This is a genomic window from Aureitalea marina, from assembly GCF_002943755.1.
GTDB lineage: Bacteria > Bacteroidota > Bacteroidia > Flavobacteriales > Flavobacteriaceae > Aureitalea > Aureitalea marina.
The window spans coordinates 694,682-709,436 of sequence record NZ_MQUB01000001.1; the positions used below are offsets into that span (position 1 = coordinate 694,682).

Consider the following 14,755-nt stretch of genomic DNA (forward strand, 5'->3'; position numbering starts at 1 on the left):
AAATAACTTCTAATAAGAGCCATCTATCCTCGGGTAGATGGCTTTTTTTTTGACTAATTTTGCTCTCATGAGCAGGAGTTACTCCTTTGTCGTTCCGGTTTTCAACAGACCAGACGAGATCCAGGAATTGTTGGTGTCCATGACTCAGCAAACTACTGGCATCCCATTTGAAGTTGTCATTGTGGAGGATGGTTCTTCTCAATCCTGTGAGCACATCATCAAACGATTTGACACCAAGCTAAATATTACCTATTTGGTCAAGGCCAATACGGGTCCCGGACATTCCCGCAACTACGGAATGGAAAGAGCGAGCGGTAATTACTTCTTGATCCTGGACTCAGACTGCATTCTACCACCGGAGTATTTAGAAGAGGTAGATCGATATCTGGATAGTGATTTTCATCACTGTTTTGGAGGTTCGGATGCCGCCCATCCGGAGTTCAATGAATTTCAAAAAGCGGTCAGTCACGTAATGACCTCTTTTCTAACCACCGGAGGTATCCGCGGTTCTAGCAGGGCGGTTAGTCAATTTGAGCCACGCAGCTTTAATATGGGACTCTCCAGGGAAGCATACGAACAGAGTGGCGGATTTGGGCGCATCCATCCGGGAGAAGACCCCGATCTGAGTCTTAGGCTTCTTGAACAAGGTTATAAGACTACCTTCGTACCAAATGCATTTGTTTATCACAAACGAAGGATAGATCTTAATAAGTTCTATCGGCAAGTTCGAAAGTTTGGTCTCGTTAGGCCCATTATTAGCCTTTGGCATCCTAGCTCGGCCAAGATCACCTTTTGGTTTCCCAGTTTTTTTGTCTTGGGAGTGTTGATCAGTGTTCTCCTAGGAGTTCTTCAGAGTTCACTGTATATGGTTCCATTGTTGGTCTATTGCCTGCTGATTATGCTGGAGGCCTCTCTGCGTTCCGGAGGATTAAAGGTTGGAATATTAGCGGTGCTTGTCTTATTTGTACAGTTCTTTGGCTATGGTCTCGCATTTCTTGAGAGTACTACAAAGATCCGAATCCTCGGGTCAGATCCAGAGAGCGCCTATCCCGAACTCTTTTTTAATTAATTTAGAGGAAAGTTCCCTTCATGTCAGAATCTTCTCAATTCAAAAAATCGAGACCCAGGATCTTCTTCCTATTCCTATTGCTGTCCTTTGTCTTTTGGATGATGGCGCGCTCTTCAAGAGAAAATTCGAGTAGAATGGAACTTGCTCTGGCCTATGAGAATGTTCCGGAGAATAGCACCGTTTCGGCAGTAGCACCACAGTTTTTGGTAGCAGAGATCAGGACGACAGGTTTTCAGTCGTTGTTCTATAAATTAAAATCACCAGAGCTTAAGATCAATGTCGGGGTTTATGCGGCTCCAGAAGATACCCTGGTCGTAATCGGCAAGGAAGAACTTCGGCAAATGATCGGGCGTCAATTGGGACAGGATGGAGAACTCAGGTATTTAGCGGGAGAAGACTTAACCATACCGTTAGAGCGCATAATTAGAAAACGCCTACCTATAGTAGCGGATATTCAGTTGGCTTTTGAAAAAGGATTTCGGCCTATTGGACAGCCTAATGTTCAACCAGATTCGGTCACTTTGACTGGTCCTCAAAAGTTAATGGAATCTATTCAGGAGGTTCGCACACAACCGATAGAAGGAGAGAATATCAATTCTAATGTGCAGCGGAACAGCCAGTTTGTACTTCCCGCAGGCTTGCAATCTGATTATTCTTCTCAAGAGGTCACTGTAGAACTCAATGTATCGGAGTTCATTGAAAAACAAATTCAGATCAGCCCACAAATAATAAACTTGCCTCCAGAGACAGAAATACGGTTGATCCCGGAAACGGTCAAGGTGACCTTCGATATTTCTGTGGATCAATTCAACGCGGTAGGTCCAGATGATTTTGTGGTGATCTGCGACTTCAATGAAAGAAACGATCAGGAAAATTTCATGATCCCCAGGATCGATCAATATCCCGAAATGGTACAACGGGTAGAATTGGCAGATAAAAAGATCGACTATTTGATCTTCAAATGATGGTAGTCGGTTTAACAGGGGTATCGGTAGTGGAAAGACCACAGTTGCGGAAATGTTCCTGGAATTGGGTGTTCCTGTTTATATTGCCGACGATAGGGCCAGGGAACTCACCAATACGTCCGAGCGGATCAAAATCGGAATCATTGAACTTTTTGGTAAGGAGGCCTATCGTCAGGGTGAGTTAGACCGGGCATATGTGGCCGCTAAAGTGTTCAAGGATAGATCCTTACTAAACGATCTCAATACTATAATTCATCCTGTTGTGGGAGAGGACTTCTTAACCTGGAGCCGGCAGCAGCAGGCACCTTATGTGATCAAGGAGGCCGCCATCCTTTTTGAGAGTGGGAGTTACAAGGGCTGTGATCAGATTATCTTGGTAACTGCCGATCTCAAGGAGCGAATCCGTCGAATCCTTCTTCGTGACCAGACCACCAAGGAGGAGATCCTGGATCGTATGGCGAATCAATGGTCAGATGAAAAGAAGTCCGAAATGTCAGACTTCATTATCGAGAACAACCAATTGGAAAGCACTAGGGCCCAGGTGGAAAGGATCCATTTGCAGTTACTCGAAAAGTCGCGCTAGGACTGCGCTTGCGGTGTTAACATTTGGTTAAACCGCCAATCCTCTAAATGTTAAAATACTACTTTTGAGTGATGAACAAAAAGCTTTTTGCTGTCCTGATCGCGCTAATGAGCCTCGCATTGCTTGGGATCATATTCGTTCAGGGATATTGGATTCGAAATTCTTACCAGCAAAAGGAGGATCAGTTCACCATTGATGTTCGGCAGGTATTGATCGAAGTATCCCGTAGGATCCAACTGCGGGAGGTGGAAGATTATTATGCCGTATACAGTTCTTTGGCAGACAGTGTTGATATACCCGATAATGTCACCCTGACCGAGTTGGTGTACACCACAGAAGATGAAGATAAGAACGAGACAGTTATTTATACGGATCGAATTATAGAGGAAGATTTTAAACTCTCTTCAACTTTGTTCGATACGGAATTGGATTCCATTGATTTCAAAAAGATCACCAATAAAAAGAAGACCACTCGAATTGTAAGTGGATTGGACGGACGGGGCGCCCCCCAAGAGACCATGGTTGAGTCCTTTAGTCGGTTGAGGGATTATGAGCGTGGCCAATTTGAGGAGGCCTTCAAGAATATTTCTGCCAAGACCCCTATTCACAAGCGGGTCCAAGGAGAAGAGATCGAGCAATTGCTTCAGGAAGAACTGCTTAACCGCGGGTTGGCTACCAGTTTTGAATATGCGGTATACAGCAAGACATTAGCCACCAAGATCCGTTCCCGCAATTTCGAATTGGATCCAAAGAGCACCTATGGAGTTCCGTTGTTTGTGAACGATGATCTGAACACCAGTTACAGGCTTTATGTCAACTTTTCCGAAAAGCGAAAGGAAGTTTTTGGCGAAATTCTTGGGATGGCAATTTTGTCCATCATTTTCACCTCAATCATCATATTAGCATATGCCAGTGCGCTCTCACAGCTATTTAAGCAACGGCAGATCTCCCAGATCAAGAGTGATTTCATCAACAATATGACGCATGAGTTCAAAACTCCCATTGCAACGATCAACCTGGCATTAGATGCGATGAAAAACCCTATGGTCGCAGACAACAAGGAGTTTGTTTCCAAGTATATGAAGATGATCCGGGACGAGAACAGACGGATGCATGCCCAGGTAGAAAATGTATTGCGTATCTCAAAACTGGAGAAGAATGAATTGGACCTGCCTAAGGAAAGAATCAAACTCCACGATTTGATCGAGGAGGCTGTGGGGCATGTCAGTTTGATTGTAGAGGACAGAGGAGGTTATATCAAAACGCATTTAGGTGCGCTCAAGTCGTCGATATTAGCCAATCGTCATCATATGGTTAATGTGATAACCAATGTGTTAGACAATGCTATCAAGTATTCTGAGGAAGTGCCAAAGATCGACTTATATACCGAAAATGTTAAAAATAGTATTATCTTAAAGGTAAGGGATCAGGGTATTGGGATGACCAAGTCTGTTCAGAAACGGATCTTTGAGAAATTTTACCGGGAACACACCGGCGATATCCACAATGTGAAGGGCCACGGGCTAGGTTTAGCCTATGTTAAAAGGATCCTGGACGATCACGATGCCGAGATCTATGTGGAAAGCGAAAAAGGAAAAGGAAGCACATTTGTCATTAAAGTACAGTTAATATCATAGTATTATGGAATCAGAGAATAAGAAAATTCTGCTTGTAGAGGACGATCCAAATTTTGGAACAGTTCTTAAAGATTACCTATCCATGAACGGATACGATGTGACTCACGCCAAAAATGGTATGGAGGGCTTCGAGAAGTTCAAGAAAGATGATTTCGACCTCTGCATCCTGGATGTCATGATGCCCTATAAGGACGGATTCACCCTTGCCAAGGAGATCCGTGAAAAGAACGAAGAAGTTCCCATTATATTCCTCACCGCCAAAGCGATGAAGGAAGATGTGTTGAAAGGCTATAAAGTGGGAGCAGACGACTATCTGAATAAACCCTTCGACAGTGAAGTTCTTCTGATGAAGATCAAGGCCATTATCCAGAGAAAGTCTACGGATTCCCTGGCAGACAGCAAACAATTCGAATTCCAGATTGGGAATTTCCATCTCAATTCCAAGCTGCGCTTTCTCACCTACAAGGACGAGGCGCCAACAAAATTATCTCCTAAGGAGAATGATCTGTTACGCTTGCTGGCCCTACATAAGAATGATCTGATGCCGCGAGAGTTGGCGCTTACCAAAATCTGGCGCGACGATAACTATTTCACCTCCCGCAGTATGGATGTGTATATCGCCAAGCTCAGGAAGTACTTGAGCCATGACGATGGGGTAGAGATCATCAATATTCACGGAGAGGGCTTCCGTCTGGTGGTCAAAGATGAGGTGGATCAGTAATCGATGATCACTAAAATATAAACGGCTCTAAGGGGCCGTTTTTTTTTGGATATGGTCGATGATGACCTGGATATCCACCTGGTAGTCGAACCAGCTCACTCTTGGATCTCTGCGGAACCAGGTAAATTGCCGCTTGGCAAAACGTCTGCTGTTCTTTTTGATCTCTGAAATGGCCATATCCAGATCAGATTGGCCGTCTAGATAGCTAAACAGCTCTTGGTAACCTACAGTTTGTAATGCATTGAGATCTTTTTTCGGATGTAGTGACTTGACTTCTGACAACAATCCTTCTTCCATCATCAGATCTACCCTTCGGTTGATCCGATCGTAGACGATCTCCCGGTCGGCTTCCAAGCCGATCATTATGATCTCAAAGGGACGTTGTGCTTTCTTGTTGTTCCTAAAGCTTGAATACGATTGACCACTACTTATACAAATCTCCAAGGCTCGGATCAGCCGATGGGGGTTCTGAAGATCCACTTGTTTGTAGTATTCAGGATCCAATTGCTTCAGCTGCCGTTGCAGTTCCTCAATTCCTTTTTCGCGGTATAGGGCATTGATCTCTTCCCGAATTCCGGGTGCAACATCGGGAAACTCATCCAGTCCATCTAATACGGCTTGAACATAGAGACCAGACCCTCCAACCAGCACGGCGACCTTGTTTTCGGTGAAGAGCGCATCAAGTCTTTCCATTGCGTCTCGCTCAAAATCACCCACGCTGTATGGTTTGTCTATGGAAATATGCTGTATGAAGTGGTGTTTGACCAGACTTAGTTCCTCCTTAGTCGGAACAGCGGTACCAATAGACATTTCTTTGTAGAATTGACGGGAATCTGCAGAGAGGATCTCAGTGTTATAGTGTTCGGCCAGTTGAATCGCCCGAACGGTTTTGCCGATTGCGGTTGGACCGACCACCGCGATAAGCAGGGGAGAAGACTGTTGCATCACATCGTCAATTCCTCTGGATTCAGCTCTTCTCCACATTTAAAACAGAAGCGCGCGTTGTCCTTGTGACCCCCAATGCCGCATCCTGGACAGGCCTGGGTATTGTGTTGTACATCTTGTGAAGCCCGGCCGTATTCGGCGGTAACAATTCCGGTAGGAACAGCTATGATCCCGTAACCCATGATCATGATCACACTGGCTATAAACTGCCCAAGAGGAGTTATAGGAGATATATCGCCATAACCAACAGTGGTCAGGGTCACTATACACCAATACACACTATGGGGAATACTGGTAAAACCACTCTCTTCTCCTTCCACCAGGTACATAATGGTCCCGGCTATGATAGCGATGATCACCACTGTGAACAAGAATACCAGGATCTTTGGCCGGCTAAGCAACATGGCCCGCCTTAAGCGGGTGGCCTCTCCAATGTACCGGGTGATCTTCAGGATACGGAAAATTCTGAGTAGGCGCAGAGACCTCACCGTAAGCAGGTAATTGGAACCTGTTAGAATCATCGACAGATATAGCGGAATGGTGGAGAGCAGGTCGATGATCCCGTAAAAACTGAAAATATAGTTAGTGGGACGTTTTACTGTGATGATGCGGGCGATATACTCTATGGTAAAGAAGATGGTAATGATCCATTCCCCTATGTTCAGCAGATCATGGTACTTGGCATCTATCTTGGGAACACTTTCCAACATGACGAAGACCACAGATAGAATGATCAGGACCAGCAATACAATATCGAAGGCTTTCCCTAACGGGGTGTCGGCTTCATAAATTATCTCGTGCAGTTTATGCCGCCATTTTCTCAGTGTGGATGTGTTCAAATCCTTGCTGTTTAACGTAAAGGTAGCAAAGATTCCTTATATGGCGCTGGTCTTGGGAAGAGGAACGATTCGCATAACCTTGTTCTTCCGCAGGTAGGATTGAATGATATGCTGGGCATCCCGATTGTTGGACATGGGGTTCACTATGCTTCTGAGTATCTCCGGATTATCGATCTGGAAATTCAAGTTGTAAAAACCATAACCCTTGTATTGGCCATCTTCGATCAAGATCACGGAACGTTCGTCGGTATCCCTTCCTCTGTCGATCAGCATCATGTGTTTATTGTCGTAACTATGGCGTTGGATAAATCCTTCTACCCTGGCATTATATGCCGAGATCTCTTCTTCTTCAATACAGGCTCCATTGCATGTCTTTACACTGTGGTGAAAACAGGGGCCTTTCCCTTTGTCCAGTCCGGTGAGTCGCTGACATAGTTGATGCTGTTCGGTAATTTTAAACACGGCAGAGCGCGCCTGCTGGTAATTGGAAAAGGTCGTAATTGCTGGTTTTCGCCCATCCGCCTTATCTATTTTCAGATTGATATAGCCATTCTGATCGGTGAAGGAGCTCAATTGATAGGTAAAAAGCGTACGCCTGAGGGCCCTGTTATACAGTGGCTTCTTTTGCTTGATCTCCTCGCTTTCCTTAAGCTGGGCGATCAGATCGTTCCCTGTTAGCTCATAGGTAACGGTATGCACCTCGAGCTGGATCTTTTTGGATTTGCGCTTGTCGCTGGTAAAATGCTGAACCAATCTTCTGCGCATGTTCTTGCTCTTCCCTATATAGATAATCTCCCCGTCTTCCCGATGCATGTAGTACACTCCGGTCTCTGTGGGAGTAGAATCTATAATATCGATCAGTTTTGGTTCCAGTTGTCGTCGAGGATCCTGCCGGACAGAAGCTGTCAGTATATCCTTATTGATGTCCTTGGACATCAGTAGCTTAAAGAGGGTAAGCGTGGCCTGTGCATCTCCTTGCGCTCGGTGCCTGTCACTAATTGGGATTCCCAGTGAACGAACCAGTTTTCCCAGGCTGTAGGAGGGCATGTCCGGGATGAGCTTTTTGGAAAGTTCTACGGTACAGAGGGTATCCTTTTTGAACTGATAACCCAGCCGATCAAATTCGGTGGTCAGGATCCGGTTGTCAAACTGAGCATTATGTGCTACCAGAACGCAGCCTTCGGTAATCTCTATGATCCTTTTGGCCACCTCGTAGAACTTAGGTGCGGAACGCAACATTTCGTTGTTGATCCCGGTCAGGTTGACCACAAAGGGTTGAATCCGCCTTTCCGGGTTGACCAAACTGGCAAATTGATCCACCACCTTATGACCATCAAATTTGTAAATGGCGATTTCGGTAATACCCTCTTCGTTGTATTTACCTCCGGTAGTCTCTATGTCCAGTATTGCGTACATCTGCTTAGTCGGTCATGGAATTTAGTGATAATTTCTGGCACCGAATATGGCACTTCCCACCCGGATCATATTAGATCCGCATTCGAGGGCCAGTGGATAGTCGCCACTCATACCCATGGAAAGAACGTGCCAATTATGAATTGTGTTTAATCGTTTATAGAGCTGTTGTAAATGCTCGAATTCCTTTCTTACCTGGGTCATATTCGAGGTAAAACTTGCCATGCCCATAAGTCCAACAACCCGCACGTTTTGCAGTTCTTTGAAGGCTGAAGATTCCAATAGGGTATCCAATTCATGTCCCGGCAAGCCAAATTTTGTTTCCTCCTGGGCGATCCTGATCTGCAACAGGCAATCGATCACTCGCTGGTGTTTTGCAGCTTGCTTATCGATCTCTTGCAGCAAGCGAAGACTGTCAACCCCATGAACAAGATCCACAAAACCAGCCATATACTTTACCTTGTTCCTTTGTAAGTGCCCGATCATATGCCACTGTATATCCTTGGGCATCTCTTGCTGCTTGCTCACCATTTCCTGAACCTTATTCTCGCCAAAGACACGCTGACCTCCGGCATAAGCCTGCATCAGGTCCGATACAGGTTTAGTCTTGGAAACAGCAACCAGTGTAACCTCAGGCGGTAGGTCCTTCTTTAATCGAGCTATATTTTCTGCGATGGAACTCAAAATTCGTAAATGGTCACTCCGCTTCTCAACTTAGGTTCTATGAATGTGCTCTTTGGTGGCATGACCAGACCTTGATCGGCCACGGCTTTGAGTTCTTCCACGGTTATTGGTAACATACCAAACCCGACGGCAAATTTTCCACTATCCACCATAGACTGAACGTGAGCCAGATCTTTCTTTCCGTGGGAGTAGGCCAATCGGTCTTCCGTCCTGGCGTCTTCTATTCCTAGAAGAGGCTTTAAGATGGTGCGATACAAGATCTCCGTGTCCAGGGCATCCAGGGCATTGGTCATCTTATAGCGGTCTTTGCGAAGGTATAGGGAATAGAAATCCCCGTCTAGGTACATGCTAAAGTGATGTTTTTTGGAGGGTTTGTAGTATTCTGCTCCCCGATTGTCGATCCTGAAGTAAGTATCCAGTCCAATCAGAAACTCCTCCTTATCCATACCATTGAGATCTTTAACCATACGGTTGAACTGATAGATCTTCAGTTCGCTCTCTGGGATGAGGTAACTCATAAAGAAACGATAACTATTATTCATTTCATCCTGTGACAGAGCACCGGTGGTCTCGGCCAATAATATGGAAGAAGCCGTGCGATGATGCCCATCGGCAATGTAAACGGCAGGGATTTCCTCGAATGCTGCTTTGATTTTTTCTACCAAGGCTTTTTCACTTATGGGCCACAAATAATGGGTATCCCGATAGGTGGTTGTGAATTCATACTCCGCCCTGGAGTTCATTTGCTGTTGGATGATGCTGTTTATGATCTCGTTGTCTGGATAGGTCAATAGAACTGCCTCAGCATTGAAGCCAACTGTTTTAAGATATTCCATAAACATGGCCTCCCTGTCCTTGAGCGTAGCTTCGTGTTTGCGGATTCCATCCTTGTTGAGTTCGTCTACGTCTGCAGCACCAACTATCCCGTGAAAGCTAAAACCTTCTCTATTAACGATCTTGTAGACGTAATAGGAGGATTCTTCGTCTTGCATAAAGATGCCATCCTCGCGAAATTCCTGGTAACGGTTCTTCACCAAGCCGTAACGCAGCTTTCCTGAAATCTTCTTTCGGTACTTAAAGCCAGGGTTGATAATGTGTAAGAACGAGAATGGATTATCCCTTAATCTGGCCTCTAACTCCTCTTTGCTGTAACTCTCATACGATCTGGAGGCCATCAAACTGACCTTGTCTCTGGTAGGACGTACTGCTTTAAATGGGAGTATCCGAGGCATGCCTGACTAAGCGAATTGTGAAGCTACTTTCTCTGCTTTTCTGCTCTCGGAATAATCGTAGAAGCCCTCGCCGCTCTTTACGCCAAGTTTTCCCGCTGTGACCATATTGACCAATAGGGGACAAGGAGCATATTTCGGGTTCTTAAAGCCATCGTACATCACTTGTAGAATGGACAAGCAAACATCCAACCCTATAAAATCCGCCAATTGCAGGGGACCCATCGGATGGGCCATTCCCAGCTTCATGACGGTGTCGATCTCCTGTACGCCCGCAACGCCATTGTACAAGGTCTCAACGGATTCATTGATCATGGGCATCAGTATGCGGTTGGCTACAAAGCCTGGATAATCGTTTACCTCTACAGGTACCTTATTCAATTTCTTTGAAACGGATTCCACCATTTGATAGGTCTCCGCACTTGTATTGTACCCTTTGATGATCTCTACGAGCTTCATAATGGGTACTGGGTTCATAAAGTGCATACCAATTACCCGGTCCGGTCTGGAGGTTACCGCTGCGATCTGTGTGATGGAGATGGAGGAGGTATTGGTGGCTAGAATAGTATCTTCCGGGCATAGCTTGTCCAGGTCCTGAAATATCTTCAGTTTGAGGTCGACATTTTCGGTCGCTGCCTCCACCACCAGGCTTGCATATTCTAGACCTTCTTCTAAACTCGTATAGGTTGTGATATTGCCAAGGGTAGCGTTCTTATCTGCCTCGGTAATCCTTTCCTTACTCACCATACGATCGAGGTTTTTCTCTATAGTTGCCAGCGCCTTATCCAGTGCGGGCTGAGAAACATCGATCAGTTGAACCTTATAATTGAATTGTGCAAAGGTGTGGGCAATACCATTACCCATGGTACCCGCGCCGATTACGGCAACATTCTTCATAATATATCAGAGCTGTTTAAAGTTATTGATTACTTCCATGGCTACTTCCAGGGCGTCTCTACCTTGCTCCAGGGAAACCACTGGTTCTTTTTCTTCTTTGATCGCCATGGCAAAACTATCTAGTTCGTCCAGGATAGCATTATTGGATTCTATCTTGGGATTGTCAAAGTAGATCTGTTTCTTCACTCCTTCGGCATTGGTCAATACCATAGCGAAAGGATCTGAGTCATCCGGGGCGTCCTTCATTCGGACCACCTCTACCTTCTTCTCCAGAAAATCCACCGAGATATAGGCATCCCGTTGGAAGAATCTGGATTTACGCATCTTCTTCATGGAGATCCTGCTGGCGGTGAGGTTGGCCACGCAGCCATTTTCAAATTCGATACGGGCATTGGCGATATCCGGGGTCTCTGATATCACCGATACACCACTGGAATAGACTTTTTTCACAGGAGATCGCACTACACTAAGAATGACGTCGATATCGTGGATCATCAGGTCCAGTACGACGGAAACATCGGTTCCTCTAGGATTGAATTCCGCCAAGCGATGAGACTCGATGAACATGGGAGAATCAAACTTGTCACTTACAGATTGAAAAGCTGGGTTAAAACGTTCCACATGGCCTACCTGACCTTTTACCTGGTGTTTTTTAGCCAGTTCGATCAGTTGATTGGCTTCCTGTACTGTTTGAGTGATGGGTTTTTCGATGAACAGATGCTTGCCTTTCTGGATCACTTTCCGGGCACAGTCAAAGTGTGAAACGGTTGGTGTTACAACATCGATCATGTCGCAGGAGTCTATCAGGGTATCCATGTCCGGGTAACTTTTATAGCCGAATTCGTCTTCAATTTGTTTGGAAGCCTGCTGGTCCGCATCATAAAAACCGACAAGCTCGTAATTGGTTGATTGTTCCAGTAATTTCAGATGAATTTTGCCTAGATGACCGGCACCTAGTACGCCCGCTTTTAGCATGTAAACCGTTTTCAACAAAGGTAAATCTTTTTGCCCTTATTTGTATAGGTTAGAACGAGGCTGAGTTAAATTTTTCGGATAAGAAACCTTGTATTTCCTTAAGTCGTTACCTTACTTTGTATACCGTGAAAGACGACTACATTCATCAAGGAAAAAGAAAGCAACTAGTAGAGTTGTTGCGCAAAAAAGGAATAGCTGATGAGGCTGTTTTGCAGGCTATGAATCGGGTTCCTAGGCATTTGTTCATGGATTCCGGTTTTCTGGAGCACGCTTATGTGGACAAGGCCTTCCCAATAGCGGCAGATCAGACCATCTCCCAGCCTTATACGGTAGCTCGACAAACTGAGTTGTTAGAGGTAAAAAGCGGAGATAAAGTGCTGGAGATAGGCACGGGTAGTGGATACCAAAGTGCTGTTCTCCTAGAAATGGGCGTACAGGTCTATACTGTCGAACGGCAAAATGAACTCTTTAAGAAGACATCCAAGCTGTTGCCTCGTATGGGATACAGACCCAAGAAGATGGTCTTTGGCGATGGGTATAAGGGCTTGAAGGAATTTGCCCCTTATCACGGGATCGTTGTGACTGCCGGTGCACCAGAGTTGCCCAAGGATCTGTTGGCCCAATTAAAAGTTGGAGGGCGTATGGTCATACCTTTAGGCAAGACCACCCAGATCATGACAGTCTATACCCGTAAGGGCGAAACGGAATTCGAAAAACGAGAATATGGGGCCTATCGCTTTGTCCCAATGCTGGAGGACAAGAACTAATAGGCGCAACCTTTCGGACATTTCAATATCATCTAATCAGATTCCGTACTTATGAAGCGATCCATTCCTTACGCCCTGATCTTGCTAATTGCGTTTGTATTGGCAAATGCCGTGTTCTTCCTGGATGAAGGCCTGTACAGCTTCGACTATTGGAAAGAACCAGGAGAGGTCATCATCTTATTTTTGCTTAGCCTGATTATTGCCATTCCACCTGTGGTGATTCAAAGTAGGATCAAAAGTAAGAACCCGGGACTGGTCGCCCTGGGATACGCTCCCTGGATACTATTGGTTCTCGTTCTGCTCTAAATTCAAGTTCCCAGATCGAAAATATTTCCGAGCAAACTACTTTTCATTCGGTAGAATTCCGTGTATTGGCAACGCTCACAGGTAATGTGCGAGAATTTCTTGTGCTGAACATCGAATACTTTGCTTAAGAAGGTACCCGTTGTTCGAATTTCACCGATGCTAAAGGTGTTATTACCACATTTTACACATTTATAGGCTGCTTTATTCATTATTTGTTTGTTTTTTCTGTATCAAAAAGGTGGTTGATATTCCTACTGCCAGGGCCACGATAAAGGTCATTAAACGAGATGTGATCACCTGGTCCCATCCGCTTCCCATCCAAACCAGCGTAAAGATCACCCCGATAATTATGGTCCACAGGGCGGCCTTACCGTGATAGCGCTTCCAGAAGAGTGTTAGCAATATAACTACGGAGAAGGTCGAACCAATACCTGCCCAGACAAAACTGACTATGGTATATATCAGATCTGAAGGTGACCAATAGGCCACTGCCAGCGCAATCAGGGACATAATACCAGTGATCAACCTTGAGGACCTCAAATTTCCGTTATTGGAATTCGCGGATCGAGGCATCAGGTTCTCTGAGAATTCTGTGGCCGAAAGGATCAATAAACTATTTGCAGTGGAAATAATGGCCGCAAGCACCCCGGTGATCAAAATACCCGAGATGATGGGGGGAAATACGGTAGTCAGCACACTGGGCATTACTGTTTCCTGATCTGTCAACCCCTGTGGTCCGAAGATAGCCAGACCGATATATCCCACACACAAGGCACCCGTATAGGCGATCACGGTCCAGATCACACCGATATTCCTGGCAATCCTAGCATCCTTTTTGCTTTTTATGGCCATAAAACGAGTGGTGAGTTGAGGTTGCCCTCCCAGGTATCCAAAGAACCAAGAGAAGGCTCCGGCAATTACGATACCCGTAGCCAATCCGGAGGCCAGGTTGGCTCCATCTCCAAGTAATGGTTGTAAAGCGGAAGTGTCTAGTCCTTCAGTTAAGCTGGAATAAGTACTGCCCGCTTTCTCCAGGGCTTCGGACATGCTGCTCGCAAAAAGCTCCTCTTGCTTATGGGATCTCAGGTAAAAGATTCCGGCGATTGGAGCAACGATCAGGGTGACGATCATCAATATGGCCTGGATTACGTCCGTATAGGTCACAGACCTAAATCCACCGTAAATGGTATAGGGGATCACCAACAGCACTATAAGCAGCATTGCCCAGTCCTGATCCATCCCGAATAAGTTGTTCAGGGTTTTTCCACCTCCTATGAATTGAGCCCCGACATAGAAGAAGAAAAAGAAAACAATGGTCAAGCTTCCACTTATGCGGATCCACTTTCCAACTTCTCCGTGCCGTTTGGCCAGAAAGTCCGTAAAGGTGACTGCTTGGTACCGGGCGGCCTCATCTCTGAGACGACCAGCCAAAAAGATCCAGGCAACCAGTATCCCCATTACACATCCGATCGCAGTCCAGACCTCGAGAAGTCCGGTAGCATAAGCAGCTCCTGGTAAGCCTAGCAAGGCCCAGGAAGATTCGCCTGTGGCCCGTTCAGAAAGTGCCGCCACCCATCCGGGTAGCTTCCGGCCGGCTATGGAGAAATCGGCTCCGGATTTAACTTTTTTTCCTTGGTAGAATCCCCAGAAAAGGATGCCGGAAAAATATAAGATCATGATGACCACCAGGGTCGATTGTAACTCCATGCGGATAGCTTTGCCCTA

16 protein-coding genes are annotated in these 14,755 nt (G+C 45.7%); 7 read left to right on the top strand and 9 right to left on the bottom strand.

Going from position 1 to position 14,755, the window contains the following annotated elements; translation table 11 throughout:
* Positions 1–67 precede the first annotated feature (67 nt).
* From BST85_RS03275 to BST85_RS03295, 5 genes are all read left to right on the top strand, one after another.
* Positions 68–1,069: a glycosyltransferase family 2 protein gene (locus tag BST85_RS03275; RefSeq protein ID WP_104811950.1), complete on the top strand. Its 1,002-nt coding sequence runs from the start codon at positions 68–70 to the stop codon at positions 1,067–1,069.
* Between the two features lie 20 nt (positions 1,070–1,089).
* A complete protein-coding gene (locus BST85_RS03280) occupies positions 1,090–2,034 on the top strand; it encodes a CdaR family protein (protein WP_104811951.1) in 945 nt (314 codons plus the stop codon).
* A gap of 52 nt (positions 2,035–2,086) precedes the next feature.
* Positions 2,087–2,617, top strand: coding sequence for a dephospho-CoA kinase (gene coaE, locus BST85_RS03285; RefSeq protein WP_342750382.1), 531 nt, complete (start codon positions 2,087–2,089; stop codon positions 2,615–2,617).
* 71 nt (positions 2,618–2,688) lie between these two features.
* Positions 2,689–4,254, top strand: a complete 1,566-nt coding sequence (locus BST85_RS03290) for a sensor histidine kinase (RefSeq protein ID WP_104811952.1) — start codon at positions 2,689–2,691, stop codon at positions 4,252–4,254.
* Positions 4,255–4,258: 4 nt separating this feature from the next.
* Positions 4,259–4,975, top strand: a complete 717-nt coding sequence (locus BST85_RS03295) for a response regulator transcription factor (protein WP_104811953.1) — start codon at positions 4,259–4,261, stop codon at positions 4,973–4,975.
* Between the two features lie 27 nt (positions 4,976–5,002).
* Here the strand turns inward: BST85_RS03295 and miaA are convergent, their stop codons facing one another.
* The 7 genes from miaA to BST85_RS03330 are packed head-to-tail and all read right to left on the bottom strand — an operon-like array spanning position 5,003 to position 11,957.
* A complete protein-coding gene (gene miaA / locus BST85_RS03300; RefSeq protein ID WP_245917626.1) occupies positions 5,003–5,959 on the bottom strand; it encodes a tRNA (adenosine(37)-N6)-dimethylallyltransferase MiaA in 957 nt (318 codons plus the stop codon).
* Positions 5,920–6,759 (bottom strand): ion transporter, encoded by an 840-nt coding sequence (locus BST85_RS03305; protein WP_104811955.1) that lies wholly within the window; start codon positions 6,757–6,759, stop codon positions 5,920–5,922. Before BST85_RS03305 ends, miaA begins: the two co-directional genes overlap by 40 nt.
* 36 nt (positions 6,760–6,795) lie before the next feature.
* Complete coding sequence (locus tag BST85_RS03310) at positions 6,796–8,175, bottom strand: exonuclease domain-containing protein (protein WP_104811956.1); 1,380 nt, start codon at positions 8,173–8,175, stop codon at positions 6,796–6,798.
* Between the two features lie 21 nt (positions 8,176–8,196).
* On the bottom strand, positions 8,197–8,856 hold the full coding sequence (locus tag BST85_RS03315) for a YggS family pyridoxal phosphate-dependent enzyme (RefSeq protein ID WP_181039944.1): 660 nt from the start codon (positions 8,854–8,856) through the stop codon (positions 8,197–8,199).
* On the bottom strand, positions 8,853–10,088 hold the full coding sequence (locus tag BST85_RS03320; RefSeq protein WP_104811957.1) for a DUF1015 domain-containing protein: 1,236 nt from the start codon (positions 10,086–10,088) through the stop codon (positions 8,853–8,855). Before BST85_RS03320 ends, BST85_RS03315 begins: the two co-directional genes overlap by 4 nt.
* A 6-nt stretch (positions 10,089–10,094) precedes the next feature.
* Positions 10,095–10,982: a 3-hydroxybutyryl-CoA dehydrogenase gene (locus BST85_RS03325; protein ID WP_104811958.1), complete on the bottom strand. Its 888-nt coding sequence runs from the start codon at positions 10,980–10,982 to the stop codon at positions 10,095–10,097.
* A gap of 6 nt (positions 10,983–10,988) precedes the next feature.
* Positions 10,989–11,957 (bottom strand): Gfo/Idh/MocA family oxidoreductase, encoded by a 969-nt coding sequence (locus BST85_RS03330; RefSeq protein ID WP_104811959.1) that lies wholly within the window; start codon positions 11,955–11,957, stop codon positions 10,989–10,991.
* Between the two features lie 125 nt (positions 11,958–12,082).
* On the opposite strand from BST85_RS03330, the gene BST85_RS03335 reads away from it, so the two are divergent.
* A complete protein-coding gene (locus BST85_RS03335) occupies positions 12,083–12,724 on the top strand; it encodes a protein-L-isoaspartate(D-aspartate) O-methyltransferase (RefSeq protein WP_104811960.1) in 642 nt (213 codons plus the stop codon).
* Between the two features lie 51 nt (positions 12,725–12,775).
* Positions 12,776–13,030, top strand: a complete 255-nt coding sequence (locus BST85_RS03340) for a hypothetical protein (protein ID WP_104811961.1) — start codon at positions 12,776–12,778, stop codon at positions 13,028–13,030.
* Between the two features lie 2 nt (positions 13,031–13,032).
* On the opposite strand, the gene BST85_RS03345 is transcribed toward BST85_RS03340, so the two are convergent.
* A complete protein-coding gene (locus BST85_RS03345; protein WP_104811962.1) occupies positions 13,033–13,239 on the bottom strand; it encodes a zinc ribbon domain-containing protein in 207 nt (68 codons plus the stop codon).
* Positions 13,232–14,737 (bottom strand): sodium/proline symporter, encoded by a 1,506-nt coding sequence (locus BST85_RS03350; RefSeq protein ID WP_104811963.1) that lies wholly within the window; start codon positions 14,735–14,737, stop codon positions 13,232–13,234. The genes BST85_RS03345 and BST85_RS03350 overlap by 8 nt, the downstream gene beginning before the upstream one ends.
* Positions 14,738–14,755 lie beyond the last annotated feature (18 nt).

Bases quoted from the DNA above. Each gene is read 5' to 3' on its own strand.
- BST85_RS03295 (WP_104811953.1), top strand. From the start codon at position 4,259: ATGGAATCAGAGAATAAGAAAATTCTGCTTGTAGAGGACGATCCAAAT.
- BST85_RS03340 (WP_104811961.1), top strand. From the start codon at position 12,776: ATGAAGCGATCCATTCCTTACGCCCTGATCTTGCTAATTGCGTTTGTA.
- miaA (WP_245917626.1), bottom strand. From the start codon at position 5,959: ATGTGGAGAAGAGCTGAATCCAGAGGAATTGACGATGTGATGCAACAG.
- BST85_RS03290 (WP_104811952.1), top strand. From the start codon at position 2,689: ATGAACAAAAAGCTTTTTGCTGTCCTGATCGCGCTAATGAGCCTCGCA.
- coaE (WP_342750382.1), top strand. From the start codon at position 2,087: ATGTTCCTGGAATTGGGTGTTCCTGTTTATATTGCCGACGATAGGGCC.
- BST85_RS03280 (WP_104811951.1), top strand. From the start codon at position 1,090: ATGTCAGAATCTTCTCAATTCAAAAAATCGAGACCCAGGATCTTCTTC.
- BST85_RS03310 (WP_104811956.1), bottom strand. From the start codon at position 8,175: ATGTACGCAATACTGGACATAGAGACTACCGGAGGTAAATACAACGAA.
- BST85_RS03320 (WP_104811957.1), bottom strand. From the start codon at position 10,088: ATGCCTCGGATACTCCCATTTAAAGCAGTACGTCCTACCAGAGACAAG.
- BST85_RS03325 (WP_104811958.1), bottom strand. From the start codon at position 10,982: ATGAAGAATGTTGCCGTAATCGGCGCGGGTACCATGGGTAATGGTATT.
- BST85_RS03330 (WP_104811959.1), bottom strand. From the start codon at position 11,957: ATGCTAAAAGCGGGCGTACTAGGTGCCGGTCATCTAGGCAAAATTCAT.
- BST85_RS03350 (WP_104811963.1), bottom strand. From the start codon at position 14,737: ATGGAGTTACAATCGACCCTGGTGGTCATCATGATCTTATATTTTTCC.
- BST85_RS03275 (WP_104811950.1), top strand. From the start codon at position 68: ATGAGCAGGAGTTACTCCTTTGTCGTTCCGGTTTTCAACAGACCAGAC.
- BST85_RS03345 (WP_104811962.1), bottom strand. From the start codon at position 13,239: ATGAATAAAGCAGCCTATAAATGTGTAAAATGTGGTAATAACACCTTT.